Genomic DNA, 13,482 nt, shown 5'->3' with positions numbered 1-13,482 from the left:
TTCAGCGCAACACGCGAGGCCTTACAGCGCCTTGGCTGCCGCAACCACATGCTCGGCCGTGATCTTGAAGTACGCATACAGCTGATCCGCCGGCGCCGAAGCACCGAAAGTGTCGATGCCGACCACATCTCCATCCAGGCCCACGTACTTGCGCCAGAAGCCGGTCACGCCCGCTTCCACCGCCACGCGCTTGCGCACCGCGTTCGGCAACACCGACTCGCGATACGCCGCATCCTGGCGATCGAACACATCGGTGGACGGCATCGACACCACGCGTGTCTTTAGGCCTGCCGCATCCAGGGTCTGCTTGGCTTCCACCGCCAGGCCGACTTCCGAACCGGTGGCGATCAGGATCACGTCCGGCGCGCCGCCTTCGGCATCGGCCAGCACGTAGCCACCGCGTTCGATCAGCTTGAGCTGCGCGTCGCTGCGCGGCTGGTGCTGCAGATTCTGGCGACTGAACACCAGGCAGCTCGGGCCGTCCTTGCGGGTGATCGCGGCCTTCCAGCTCACCGCCGATTCCACCGCATCGCCCGGGCGCCACACATCGTTATTGGGGATGTAGCGCAGCGAGGCCAGATGTTCCACCGGCTGATGGGTCGGGCCGTCTTCGCCCAGGCCGATCGAGTCGTGCGTGTACACGTGGATGGCATGCGCCGGATTCAGCGCGCTCATACGCACGCCGTTGCGCGCGTAATCGCTGAACACCAGGAAGGTGGCGTCGAAGGGAATAAAGCCGCCATGCAGCGCCAGGCCATTGGCAATAGCGGTCATGCCGAACTCGCGCACGCCGTAGTACACGTAGTTGGCATCCGGGTCGTCGGTGGCCACCGACTTGCTGGCCTTCCACAACGTGAGGTTGGAATGCGCCAGATCGGCCGAACCGCCGATCAGTTCCGGCAACAGCGGGGCGAACGCTTCGATCGCCAGCTGCGAGGCCTTGCGCGAGGCGATGGTCTGGCCGTCCTGCTGCGCCTTGGCGATGTAGGCATCGGCCTGGGCGATGAAGTCGGCCGGCAACTCGGCGTGCGAGCGACGGGTCAGCTCGGCAGCTTCGGCCGAATACTGCTTGCCGTACTTGTCGAACAGTTGCTCCCACTCGGCCTGACGCAGGGTGCCGGTGCCGCCTGCACGCCAGCCGGCGTAGATCTCTTCGGGAATTTCGAACGGGCCGTACGGCCACTCCAGCGCCTTGCGTGCGCCTTCCAGTTCTTCCTTGCCCAGCGGCGCGCCGTGCGAGGATTCCTTGCCGGCCTTGCTGGGCGCACCGAAGCCGATCTTGGTGCGGCAGCAGATCAGGGTCGGCTTGTCGGTGTTCTCCAGCGCGGCTTCGATGGCGGCCTTGATCTTCTCGGCATCGTGCCCGTCCACATCACGGATCACGTGCCAGCCATAGGCCTCGAAACGCGCCGGCGTGTTGTCGCTGAACCAGCCATCGGTGTTGCCGTCGATGGAAATGTGGTTGTTGTCCCAGAACGCAACCAGCTTGCCCAGGCCCCAGGTGCCAGCCAGCGAGGCGGCCTCGTGCGAGATGCCTTCCATCATGCAGCCATCGCCCATGAACACCCAGGTGCGGTGGTCGACGATTTCCAGCTCCGGGCGGTTGTAGCGCTGCGCCAGCAACTTCTCGGCCAGCGCGAACCCGACCGCATTGGCGAAGCCCTGCCCGAGCGGACCGGTGGTGGTCTCGATCCCTGGGGTCTCGCTGCGCTCGGGGTGGCCGGCGGTCTTGCTGTGCAGCTGACGGAACTGCTTGAGCTGCTCGATCGGCAGGTCGTAGCCGGACAGGTGCAACAGCGCGTACTGCAGCATCGACCCGTGGCCATTGGACAGCACGAAGCGGTCGCGGTTAAACCACTGCGGGTTGTTTGGGTTGTGCCGGAAGAAATCGTTCCACAGCACTTCGGCGATATCGGCCATGCCCATCGGCATGCCGGGATGGCCGGATTTGGCGGCTTCGACCGCATCTGCGGCAAGAAAACGGATGGCGTTGGCCAGCTGGCGGCGGGTGGGCTGGGTCATGGGCGTCTATGGAAGCGGAGGGGAACACCGCTGGAAGCGGAGCCGCTTATTCTCCCACAGAGCGCGTTAGGGAGCCGGGATTGGGAGGCGGGATTGGTGAGGCTGGAGCCTCTGCAGCCTCGTCCACTAGACAACGGTGCAACTGGCGGCCGAGACGCTATCGCAACACCGCAAGACCTGACCTGGCACCTGACGATCGCAACAGCCCGCTCCAACGAATCCCGAATCCCGAATCCCTACTCCTCGCCCTTCGCCACCAACGTCGTCAACGCCAGATCGCCGGTCACATTCAACGCCGTGCGGCACATATCCAGGAAGTGATTGACGCCCAGGATCATGCCGATGCCGACCGGGTTGACCCCGACCATCGCGCAGATCAGCGCCACCACCGGCAGCGAGCCCGACGGCACACCCGCGGTGCCGATGCCACCCAGGATGCAGACCAGCATCACCATGAACTGCTGGCCGATGCTCAGGTCCACATTGAAGAACTGCGCCAGGAAGATCACCGTCACCCCTTCGAACAGCGCGGTGCCGTTCTGGTTGGCGGTGGCGCCCACCGTCAGCACAAAGCGCGACACGCGTGGCGGCAGGCCCATTTCGTCGGCCACGCGCAAGGCGGTGGGCAGGGTCGCATTACTGGACGCAGTGGAGAACGCCATCATCGTGGCCTCCTGGGTCTGCTTGAAGAAGCCGATCGGCGAACGCCCGGCGAACTTCACTGCCAGCCCGTAGCTGACCACCATGTGCAGGCCCAGCGCCAACACCACCACGCCCACGTAGGCGCCCAGGCGGATCAACAGATCGAAGCCGAACAGCGCAGCCAGATTGAACATGAAACAGGCCACCGCATACGGCGCCAGGCGAATCACCAAGCCGATCAAGGTCATCGAGATTTCGAAGATGCCCTCGATGCCGCGCTTGAGCGTGGCGACTTTTTCATCCGCGGTCAGCACCATGCCCACGCCGAACATCACCGCAAAAAACATCAGCGACAAAATCGCGCCATTGCTGGACGCCGCAGCGATTACGTTGCTGGGCACGATCGACAACAGCATGTCCATGCCCTGCGGCTGGGTGCCGGAGCTGGAAATGATCTCGCGGGTGCGCTCGGCGTTTTCCTGGATCAACTGATTAGCCAGCTGTGGATCCACGCCAGCCCCAGGCTTGAGCACATTCACCAACACCAGGCCGAGCAACACCGCCACACCGGACAGCACGACGGTGTAGCCCAAGGTGCGCCAACCCACACGGCCGAGCGCACGGATGTCGCCCATTTCGGAAATGCCCATCACCAATGCCGAAAACAGCAGCGGCACGATCAGCATGAAGATCAGATTGAGAAAAATCTGCGAGAACGGAGTGGTGACGTACTTGGTCACCGTGCGCACCCAGTCGGCATCGCTGCCGGCAAGGTAGTAGACGGCCAACCCCAACACCAGGCCGACGGCGAAACCAATGCCCATCTTCCAATGCAGGGGCAGGCCCGGGCGGCGTGCGGCTGGGGATGCAGTCATCTGGTCGGGCCTTGATCTGTACACAAAGGCCGGAGCTTAACAAACGCCATCGATGCGGCCACCTACCCGACGTGCCGCTACGCGCCTGCCCGAGGGTAGGTGTCCCTCTCGACGTCAGGTGATGCAGGCGTTGGCGCGGGAGCGGGAGCGGGCGAGAGTCCTGCAACCAGGCTGCTGCCCTAATCGATCTGCAATTGGCGCATCCACATCATCTAATCAGCTTGAAGTGGCAAAGATTTCGAGTCTTGCCGTTGCTAGATGCAGCCCAAAGCCTGGTTGGTCGAGGGCACGGTGCCTTCTAGCTTTAGATCAAAAACCTGGTTGGTCGAGTGCGCGGTGCCCTCGCCGCTCGCGGGACACGCCGTGAATCCGTCCCTGGAGGCTCAGTGGCGGCATCCATGCCGCCACATGGTCCCGCAATCGGCGAGGGCACCGCACCAGAGAGTTCGTAGGCTGCTTCGTTGAAAGCCTGCCTGTTATTCGTTCGCGTTGCGACGCTGATCAGGAGCGCCATCATTCGCGCCGTCATCTAAAAAAAAGCGCGTATTGCACCGCTTGCAACCATGCACACCGACACTCTCGATTGGTCCTTGCCCGCTCACCGTCGCGGGACCTTACGCGGCATGGATGCCGCGTAAGAGCCTACACGGACGTACTTGCGGCGTGTCCCGCGATGGTGGGCGGGCAAGGACCCTGCAGCCAAGCCGCAACCCCAGAGCTCTGCTTTCATCGACACATCAGCAACCCACGTGTAACCGGAATCAACGAGTCGCAACGCTACACGGCTTGGCGACCATCCAAGAACCCGTTAGCCACTGTCGCTGCAGCGCAGCCGATCAACGCGCTGGCGGATACAGCGGCGCCAATACCTCCGGTTCCGCAGCCGTTGCATGGCGCCAACGCGGGCCTTTGGAAAAAGCCTCGCGCAACGCTGTACGCGCGGCGGCCACATCACCATCGCCGCCCCAGCGCGCGCGCTGCATCTGCGCCACTGCTGCGCGCTGGGCCGGGTCGCTCAACGCGGCCAGCACACTGTCGATGTCGGCAACACCGGCCATGCCGCAGAGTACCGCCGCCACATCGTCCATCCCGCCGGTATCGAGCGCGCGCCGCAATTCGGCCACACCATGGGTGGCACGACCGGAGGCGGGTGCATCGCTGCCATTGGTCACCGGCGCACCGCGCGAACCGCCGCGACGCAGCAGCAACGCCCACGCAAGCGTGGCGACCCACAACAACGCGAAACCGATCGCCGCACCGATCCAGCCCCACGGCCGTTGCGCAGCGGCGGGTTGCTGCAGGCTGAGCGTGCTGGCCGCAGGAGCTCGCACAACGTTATCCGGCAACGGGTTTGCTGCTGGCGTAGGCGCGGGCGCCGCAAACGCACCGCTACCCGCAGCCACATCCAACGTAAGGTCCGGCAGCGATGCAGTCTTGGCCGCCGCTGCGCCCACATCCCACCACGCCACCTGCAAACCCGGCACCACCAGTGGACCAGCGCGGTTGGGCACGATCGAATAGCGCCGGGTCAGCCGCAGCTGCGGCGAACCGTCCACGAAGCGTTCCTCGTACTGCGCCGGCTCGGCAAACACCTGCGCGTCAGGCACGCTCGGAGTAGGCAATTCCGGGAACTGCGCCTGGGTGGCGCCGCGTGCGCTGGCTTCCACCACGATCTGCGCCGCTTCACCAGCAGTCGCGCGCTGCGGCGTGGTGGTGTAACGCAGCTGCAGACTGCGCAGCGGCAGCCACGGCTGCGGCGCGTTGGCCGGCTGCGCACGCACCTGCAGCGGAATGCTGGCGCTGCGCGCAGTCAGCTCGCCATTGCCACGACCGAAGTAATCATCGAAAAAACCACCGACCGAACGCCCATTGAAACGCGCCGACGGCAACAGCAAGCGCCCACTGCGCTCGGGCACCAGCAAATAGCGCCGCTCCACCACGTTGTATTGACGATTGTTGACCAGCTTGACCGAACTGACGTCATCGCCAATGCGCTGCAGCGATGCGCCATCGGGCGCTTCCAGATCCAACTCGCCGGAGGCCAGCTGCGTAGCGAAGTACAAACGCACCACCACGCCCACACTTTGCTGCACGTAGGGCTGCGGGTCGTCCACCTGCGTTTCGACGAAGGCGTCTTCATTGCCCTGCGCCGCGCTCGGCCCGCCTGGCGCGCTGCCACCAGCGCTGCCGGTGCCCGCATTGTTTGACGCCCCAACCACCTGCAACCGCAGCGGCTCGGTGCGCTCGTTGCCGACGCGTATCGCCGGCACAATCAGCTCACCGCTCCTGCGCGGCGTCAACACCACGCCGAACAACGCACGCACCGTGACCGATCCATTGGTCACCTGCATCTGCTGGTTGGCGCTCTTGGCACCCAGCGCGAAATCGTTGCGCAACGGCGTGTAATCCGGATCGACACCGCGTTGATCGGTTTCGATATTCAACATCACCACGTCGCCGGCATTGGCGCTGTCGCGGTCCAGCCAGGCGCGCGTCACCGCACCGACGGGTGCGGAAGCGAGCATCACCATGCTGGCCAGCATCGCGATCGCCGCGCGGCGTAAGTGGTGTGTGCCGATCATCGTCCGTCCCGTTGCCTGCGTTCGTGTTCCAGCCTGAATTTGGTGCGCAGCAAGCTGCCCGGATCGTCAGGAACGCGCCGCAACCAGGCATCCACCGCCTGCCGTTGCTCGCGCTGTTCCGGCGTCTCGCTGACGGCTGCGGCTTCCTGCTTGCCGTTTGCATCGGCGCTCTTATCGCCGGCCTGCGCCATCGCCTGCTGCATCTTTTGTCGCTGCGCGGCATCGGCCTGCTGCTGCGCCTGCGCATCGGCCGACTGCGGCGGCGCGTCCTGTTTGCTCTGCTCGCCTTGACCATTCTTGGATTGCTGGTCTTGCGGCTTTCCATCCTGCGGCATCTGCGCCGAAGACGGCTGGTCCTTGCTGTCCTGTTTGCCTTGGGCGTCCTGCTTGCCCTGCCCATCCTGGCCAGCGTTTTGGTTGTCTTGTTTGTTTTGCCCGGACTGATTTTGGCCGAGCTTGTTCTGACCGGATTGCTTCTGGTCTTTGGACTGGCCCTTGCCGTCCTGACTTTTGCCGTCCTTGTTGTTCTGCTGTTGACGCTTGCGCGCCGCATCCACCGCCGCACGATTGGCGATGGCGTCCTGCTGGTCGGGGTGTTGCTTCAGCGCACGGTCGTACGCCGCAATCGCTTCGTCGTACTGCCCCTGCCGGGCCAGCGCGTTGCCAAGGTTGTACAGGCCCTCATCGGTGGGCACACCTTCAAACGCTTTCTGTGCCGCGGCGAAATCGCCTTTGCGATACGCCTGCACGCCTGCATCCAGACGTTGTTGTTGCACCTGATCGGCGCGTTGCCACAACGTACTCTCTGCAGCGTGCGCGGGCTGGGCCAACGGCAACACACACACCAATGCGAGTACCGCCACAACCGCACTACGTCGGAACGCCAGCAGCGCCAACAGCATCACCGGCAGCAGCAGCCAGTAGCCCTCGTCCAGCCAGGTCTTGCCGCCATTGGACTCGGCCGCTTCATCGGCCAAGGGCTGCTGCGTAGGATCGAGCACCCCCAGCGCACGCAAATCCGAATCATCCGCTGCAATGCGCGCATAACGCCCGCCGCCCTGCCCGGCCAGATCGCGCAGGCTGGCTTCGTCCAGTTTCGCCTGTGCGATTTCGCCGGTACTTGTGCGATAGGCAGCGCCGCGCTCGCTACCCACACCCAGCGCAGACACGCTGAATCCACGCGAATGCGCCAGCCGTGCAGAACTGCCGGCCCCACGATCCGCACTATCGCTGACCAACAGAATGTCGCCTTGCTTGAAGCCCGCCCGCACCAGCAACTGCGTGGCCGCATCGATCGCCGCATCGGCGCGCTTGCCATCCACCGGCATCACCGATGGCGACAACGCGTCCAGAAACAACGCCACATTGGCCGTGTCTTCAGTGAGCGGTGCAACGGTGAAGGTTTCGCCCGCATAGACCAGCAGCGCGACTTCGCCACCGGCGCGCTTGCGCAACAGCGTGGCCAGTTTCGCGCGCGCCTGCAGCAAGCGCGATGGCGGCAAATCGTTGGCATTGATGCTGGACGACAGATCCAGCGCCACCACCAGCGGCATGCTGGAGTGATACACCGGCCGCTCGACCTGCCGCCAACTCGGCCCGGTCATTGCCGCCACTGCAAGCGCATACGTCAACGCAGCCAGCACGAAGCCGAGCCATCCGCGCTGACCACCGGATACCAGTAACTTGGGCAACAGATGCGCATCCACACTGTGCCGCCATACCTCCGCATCGCGTCGGCGCAGGTGCCAGAGCAGCGCTGCCGGCACGATGGCCAGCAGCGCCCATAGCAAGGTCGGGCGCAGCAGATGCAACGACTGCAATGCCGCTGTCAGCTCGGTCAGCGCGTTCATCGCCATCTCCGCGGCAGCACGTAGGCAAGCAGCGCAATCACGATGGCAGCACCCAACGGCCAGTAATAGCGCTCCACGCGCGGTTGCACCGATGGCCCCATTGCCTTCACCGGTTCCAGCCGATCCAGTTCGGCATAGATGCCGGCCAGTTCCTCGGTGTCGCGTGCTCGGAAGAAGCGCCCGCCGGTCTGTTCGGCGATCTTGCGCAACCCGGCTTCATCGATATCGTCATTGCCACCGGCCGGAATCGGCACGCCGAACAACGAGTAACCACCGCTGCCACCGAAGGCGATGGTGTGCACGCGCACGCCTTCGGCCTTGGCAAGTTCGGCGGCTTTCAGCGGATTGAGCACGCCAGCGGTGTTGACGCCATCGGTGAGCAGCACCACCACGCGCTGCCCCTGTTTCTGCTCGCGCAGCCGCTTGACCGACAACGCAATCGCATCGCCAATCGCGGTTTCGCGCCCGGCCAGGCCCACCACACTGTCGGCTAGCTGGTCGCGCACGGAGGTCAGATCCGCGGTCAACGGCGTCAGCGCATAGGCGCGTTGGCCGAACACCAACAAGCCGACACGATCGCCTTCGCGGCGATCCAGAAAGTCCGACAACACCGCCTTGGCCGCCGTCAGGCGATCGACGACGCTGCCGCCGAGCACCATATCCGGCTCGCTCATGCTGCCGGACAGATCCACCGCCAGCATCATCTGTCGCGCCTCGCGCGGCGGCTGGATCACCTCGCCTAGTTGTTGCGGACGCGCAAGCGCCGCACACAACAAGAACCAGCCCAACCATGCCAACCAGCGCGGCATCCGCAATGCCGGCACACGTTGCGCCTGTGCAACCGCATGCAATTGATCGGCGTAGGGCACGCGCAGCGCAGCCGCGTCGGCACGCCGCTGCGGCCAGAACCACATCAGTAACGGCAGCGGCATCAACCACCATGCCCACGGCCACGCGCAGTGCGCGAGCGCGTCCTGCCATTGCGACCACTGCAGCCAGTTCATCGCTGGCCCCGCATCAGACTCAGAAAACGCTGTCGCGCCAGTGCCTGCACCGCATCCAGATCTGCAACCGCCGGCGCGCGTTGAAATCCGCCATCCAGCACGGCGCGGCCCGGCCCTTGCGAAAACGCATGGGTCTTGCTTTTGCGGCCATCCAGAAACTGCAACCACGCCTCGCCCTGCAACCGATCGGCCTGCGCATCGACGCTGCGCGCCGCACGCCGCAACAACACCGACAGCGTCGCCAAGCGCTGCGCGGGAGTTGTCGTGTTCTGCAGTTCGGCATCGAATGCCGCCAACCATCGGCGCTGCTGCCGACGACGACGCCACCACCAGAACCATGCGACACCGAACACCAGCACCACTGCAGCGAGTACCAACCACCACCCCATCGCCAACGGCCACCACGACGGCGACGGCGGCAGATGGACATCGCGCAACGGGAGCGATTGCGGCGCCATTGTCATCGACCCCGCACGGCGTTACTGCCGCCCAACCAGGCATCGCTGGCATCGTCGGTAGACAGGCGGTGCAAACGCACACCGCGTGCCTGCAATACAGACGTCAGTTGCTCCAGCGGCGCGACGAATTCGGCCTGCCAGCGCGCGCGTCCGGCCTGCGTGGAGAGATCGATCGCAATGCGCTCGCCACGCACATCGAAGGTGAGTGCACGTGCAGGTGGTGCCAATTCCAACGGGTCGACCAGCACGATCACCACGACTTCGTGATGCAATGCCAAGCCCGACCAGCGCGCCTCCGAGATCTTGCTGGCGCTACGTGCATCGGCCAACACGGTCAGCCGCGCACCGGGGCGCAGCAAGCGTGCAGCATGATCCAAGGCGACATCCAGCCCGGCATCGCCCGACGGCGGCTGCGCATACCAGCGCGCCAATGCGTCCAGTACCGGCAGCACGCCGCGCTGGCCCGAACGCGGCGCGATCGGTGCTTCACTGGCAGTGCCACGCAGTGCGGCAATGCGGTCGCCCTGCCGCTGCGCCAACCACGCCGCAACGGCCCCCGCACGCGCCGCCTGCACCGATTTGTAGCGCACTCGTGTGCCGAAGAAGAGCGATGGCGCGGTGTCGGCCACGATCAGGCTCAAGCGTTCGCGCTCGGCCTGGAAGAGCTTGGTATGCGCTCGCCCGGTGCGCGCGGTGACGCGCCAGTCGATATGCCGCGCATCGTCGCCGGCCACGTACTCGCGCGATTCGGCGTATTCCATCCCGCGCCCGCGCGTTGCCGCCGGCACCGGCCCCACCAAGCCATGCCGGCCGCGGCCTGGCTGACCGCGATGGGTCACGGTGCCGCGCAGCGCGATCAACTCCGCAAGCGTCGGGCGCAGACCATCGCCGGCGACGGACGACGGAACAATTGCAGAGGGTGGAGACGGCATCGAAGACATCGGATTCTGGCGAGAGGGCGGCATACCTCAGCGACACGCTACCCGATCAGGGCAGCGGAATCTTTTCCAGCAGGGCGGCGACCAGGCGTTCGCCATCCCAGCCTTCGGCGGTGGCTTCGTAGCTGGGCAGCACGCGGTGGCGCAGCACGTCGGGCGCAATCGCGCGGATATCGTCCGGCGTCACGTAGTCGCGCCCCGCCAGCCACGCACGCGCACGTGCGCAGCGCTCCAGCGCGATCGAACCACGTGGGCTTGCGCCCCAGGCAATCCGCCGCGCCAATGCCGGGTCGTAGCGCTGCGCATCGCGCGAAGCCAGCACGATCTCGATCAGATAGCGCTCAAGCTGCGGCGCCAGATGCACATCCAGCACCACACGTCGCGCAGCGAAGACGTCTTCCAGCGGAATCTTGTCGGGCACCGTCTCATGCTTTTCCAGCGTATCGCGTGCGGCTTCGCGCGCCAGGCGCAGAATCTCCGCCTCGGCATCCGCCTGCGGGTAGCCGATACGCACATGCATCAGAAAGCGATCGAGCTGCGCCTCGGGCAACGGGAACGTGCCCTCCTGCTCGATCGGGTTCTGCGTTGCCATCACCAGGAACAGCTGCGGCAACGCATAGGTATGCCGGCCCACAGTGACCTGGCGCTCGCCCATCGCCTCCAGCAGCGCCGACTGCACCTTGGCCGGCGCGCGGTTGATCTCGTCGGCCAGCAGAATCGGATGGAAGATCGGCCCAGGCATGAACTCGAAACGGCTGTCCTGCGGCCGCCAGATTTCGGTACCGGTCAGATCGGAAGGCAGCAGATCCGGGGTGAACTGCACCCGCGCGAAATCCGCTTCCAGCCGCGAGGCCAGCGCCCGGATCGCGGTGGTCTTGGCCAACCCGGGCGCGCCTTCGACCAGCAAATGACCATCGGCCAGCAAGGCGATCAGCAGCCGTTCGACCAGCGCAGACTGGCCCACGATGCGCTGCGTCAGCGACTCGCGCAGCAAGGTGAATTGACGATGCAGCCGGTCCTCGGTGGGCGCGGCGGCGGCTTCTGGGGGTAGCAGCGGCGGTGCGTTCATAGACTCAGTGTGACCGATTCGAGCGCGATTGGTTCACTGAAGAACAGGAAGATGTTCAGTGAGTGACCGAGTTCATACCAGTCTGCACAGGGAGGCAAAGAAAAAGCCAGGCACATGACATGCCTGGCTTTTTGTGTGCGTGGCATTGTCAACGCGCTGTATCAGCGCACCGCTGACGCCACACGTAACACCTTCGGTGTAATGAAAATCAACAGTTCTGCCTTGCTCTTGTTACGGCCCCGACTCTTGAAGAGGTTGCCAAGAAACGGTACGTCCCCCAGGAACGGAACCTTGTTGACGCTGGAACGGTCGGTGAACTCGTAGACGCCACCGATAACAACAGTTTGACCATCATCCACCAGTACGGCGGTGTTGATTTCGCGACGATTGATCGACGGAACCGTACCGTAATTTGGAAGTTCAATTAACTGGTCAACCTCGTCCTTCTTGACATTCATGTTAAGAAAAACACGATTGTCGTTGGTGATTGTAGGCGTTACCTTCAGTTCCAGGAGCACTTCCTTAAACTGGACGTTAGGCGTTGCTGCCTGCCCTGCAGTGCCACCGGTAATTGTGACATAGCCAATTTCGCGTCCCTGCTTGATGACACCTTCGCGCTGGTTGGAAGTAACGATTCGGGGATTGGAAATTACTTCGCCGCGTCCTTCCTGCTGCAGAGCAGACAATTCAAGATCCAGGTTGAAGTTCGAACCCAGAAGCGTGTAGGCAAGACTCGGGGCGGTTGCTCCACTTGTGAAAGCACCAGTTGGCAGGTTCACGTTGAGCCCTCTTCCAGCAGCAACACCACCACCTGTTGCGCCACTACCGATTGTCGCAACGTTGTCACCGTAGGTATGAGTGCCACCCAGCCCGAACTTGGCACCCAGGTCCCGCGCAAACGAGTCTGTTGCGATGACAATACGGCCCTCGATCAGCACCTGATCCACCGGGCGATCAATGTGCGAAATCAGCTCGCGCATCTGCGCGACCTTCTTTGGTACATCGCTGATCATCAAGGTGTTGGTACGTTCGTCGGCAACCAGACGGCCGCGCGGCGACAGGAAGCCGTTGTCCTGCTGGCCTTGTCCACCACCACCCTGCCCACCACTACCGCCACCAATCCCCTTGGCCTCCGTCAGCGCCTTAAAGATCAACGACGCATTGTGGTAATTGATCTGTACATAATCGGTGATTAGTTCTTCGCGATTCTCGATCGCAATGCGGGCGTCTTCTTTATCCTGCTCGAACTTGGCCAGCTCCGGCTGCGGTGCGACCCAGACCACACCACCGTCGCGGCGCTTGTCCAGGCCCTTGGCGCGCAGCACGATGTCCAGCGCCTGGTCCCACGGCACGTTCATCAGGCGCAGCGTGACATTGCCCTGTACGGTGTCGGAGGCGACGATGTTGAGGTTGGACTCCTCGGCGATCAGCTGCAGCACGGTGCGCACCGGCACGTCCTGAAAGTTGAACGTCACCGGGCGGCCGCTGTAGCCGCGCGCAGCGATCTGCGCTGCTGCCTGTGTGACCGCTGCGGGGCTCACGCCACCAACCGCCGGCTGGCCTTTGCGCGGGGTGATCTCGACCACGTATTCGTTGCCGGTCTGATAGGCCAGCGAATCGAACGCACCCTTGGTGGTCAGCACCAGCTGCGAACCGGAACCGGACGGCTTCACTTCCACGCGCTGCACCGGCGTTGCGAAGTCGGTGACGTTGAGCGGGCGCTGCAGTTCGGCAGGCAACCGGGCGTTGCTGATGTCGACCAGCACGCTGTCGCCCTGCGTGCGCAGATCCGGGCTGGCGCCCTGGCCGTCGAACTGCAGGATCAGGCGGCCAGAACCATCCTCGCCACGTTTGAAATCGATCTTGGACACCGCCAGACTCGCCGGAGCGACCTTGGCCGGATCCTGCGCAGGCTGCTTCAGCGCCGCCGCTGCGAACGCGCTGCCGCTCGCCACTGCCAGCGCGAACCCCAACGCACAGGCCTGGAACATCGCGTGGCGTCGAACCGGACGCAGCCGCCGGGCATTGGAAAACGTCATCGT

9 protein-coding genes are annotated in these 13,482 nt (G+C 64.2%); all 9 read right to left on the bottom strand.

Annotated features, from left to right (window positions below; genetic code table 11):
- Positions 1 to 21: 21 nt before the first annotated feature.
- The 9 genes from tkt to AC1PLU_RS05095 all read right to left on the bottom strand — a co-directional run bounded on the left by tkt (position 22) and on the right by AC1PLU_RS05095 (position 13,479).
- Positions 22 to 2,022, bottom strand: a complete 2,001-nt coding sequence (gene tkt / locus AC1PLU_RS05135; RefSeq protein WP_481107884.1) for a transketolase — start codon at positions 2,020 to 2,022, stop codon at positions 22 to 24.
- Between the two features lie 236 nt (positions 2,023 to 2,258).
- A complete protein-coding gene (locus tag AC1PLU_RS05130; protein WP_172839275.1) occupies positions 2,259 to 3,539 on the bottom strand; it encodes a dicarboxylate/amino acid:cation symporter in 1,281 nt (426 codons plus the stop codon).
- 836 nt (positions 3,540 to 4,375) lie between these two features.
- Positions 4,376 to 6,121: a BatD family protein gene (locus tag AC1PLU_RS05125; protein WP_481095719.1), complete on the bottom strand. Its 1,746-nt coding sequence runs from the start codon at positions 6,119 to 6,121 to the stop codon at positions 4,376 to 4,378.
- The gene (locus AC1PLU_RS05120) at positions 6,118 to 7,971 is read right to left on the bottom strand and encodes a tetratricopeptide repeat protein (protein WP_481095718.1); all 1,854 of its coding nucleotides are present in this window, start codon (positions 7,969 to 7,971) and stop codon (positions 6,118 to 6,120) included. The genes AC1PLU_RS05125 and AC1PLU_RS05120 overlap by 4 nt, the downstream gene beginning before the upstream one ends.
- Positions 7,968 to 8,975: a vWA domain-containing protein gene (locus tag AC1PLU_RS05115; protein WP_074058172.1), complete on the bottom strand. Its 1,008-nt coding sequence runs from the start codon at positions 8,973 to 8,975 to the stop codon at positions 7,968 to 7,970. Before AC1PLU_RS05115 ends, AC1PLU_RS05120 begins: the two co-directional genes overlap by 4 nt.
- Complete coding sequence (locus AC1PLU_RS05110) at positions 8,972 to 9,433, bottom strand: DUF4381 domain-containing protein (RefSeq protein WP_481095722.1); 462 nt, start codon at positions 9,431 to 9,433, stop codon at positions 8,972 to 8,974. The genes AC1PLU_RS05115 and AC1PLU_RS05110 overlap by 4 nt, the downstream gene beginning before the upstream one ends.
- Before the next feature lie 2 nt (positions 9,434 to 9,435).
- Positions 9,436 to 10,398: a DUF58 domain-containing protein gene (locus AC1PLU_RS05105; RefSeq protein ID WP_481107883.1), complete on the bottom strand. Its 963-nt coding sequence runs from the start codon at positions 10,396 to 10,398 to the stop codon at positions 9,436 to 9,438.
- 22 nt (positions 10,399 to 10,420) lie between these two features.
- Positions 10,421 to 11,440, bottom strand: a complete 1,020-nt coding sequence (locus tag AC1PLU_RS05100) for an AAA family ATPase (protein WP_023902584.1) — start codon at positions 11,438 to 11,440, stop codon at positions 10,421 to 10,423.
- Between the two features lie 161 nt (positions 11,441 to 11,601).
- Positions 11,602 to 13,479 (bottom strand): type IV pilus secretin PilQ, encoded by a 1,878-nt coding sequence (locus tag AC1PLU_RS05095; RefSeq protein WP_481095716.1) that lies wholly within the window; start codon positions 13,477 to 13,479, stop codon positions 11,602 to 11,604.
- Positions 13,480 to 13,482: the final 3 nt, after the last annotated feature.

Source organism: Xanthomonas sp. NCPPB 2933 (assembly GCF_056725225.1).
The sequence above is the reverse complement of the archived record's forward strand: the minus strand, read 5'-3'. Positions and strand labels throughout refer to the sequence as shown.

Coding starts and splice junctions, on each gene's coding strand:
- AC1PLU_RS05130 (WP_172839275.1), bottom strand. CDS start 3,539: ATGACTGCATCCCCAGCCGCACGCCGCCCGGGCCTGCCCCTGCATTGG.
- AC1PLU_RS05095 (WP_481095716.1), bottom strand. CDS start 13,479: ATGACGTTTTCCAATGCCCGGCGGCTGCGTCCGGTTCGACGCCACGCG.
- tkt (WP_481107884.1), bottom strand. CDS start 2,022: ATGACCCAGCCCACCCGCCGCCAGCTGGCCAACGCCATCCGTTTTCTT.
- AC1PLU_RS05125 (WP_481095719.1), bottom strand. CDS start 6,121: ATGATCGGCACACACCACTTACGCCGCGCGGCGATCGCGATGCTGGCC.
- AC1PLU_RS05115 (WP_074058172.1), bottom strand. CDS start 8,975: ATGAACTGGCTGCAGTGGTCGCAATGGCAGGACGCGCTCGCGCACTGC.
- AC1PLU_RS05105 (WP_481107883.1), bottom strand. CDS start 10,398: ATGCCGCCCTCTCGCCAGAATCCGATGTCTTCGATGCCGTCTCCACCC.
- AC1PLU_RS05110 (WP_481095722.1), bottom strand. CDS start 9,433: ATGGCGCCGCAATCGCTCCCGTTGCGCGATGTCCATCTGCCGCCGTCG.
- AC1PLU_RS05100 (WP_023902584.1), bottom strand. CDS start 11,440: ATGAACGCACCGCCGCTGCTACCCCCAGAAGCCGCCGCCGCGCCCACC.
- AC1PLU_RS05120 (WP_481095718.1), bottom strand. CDS start 7,971: ATGAACGCGCTGACCGAGCTGACAGCGGCATTGCAGTCGTTGCATCTG.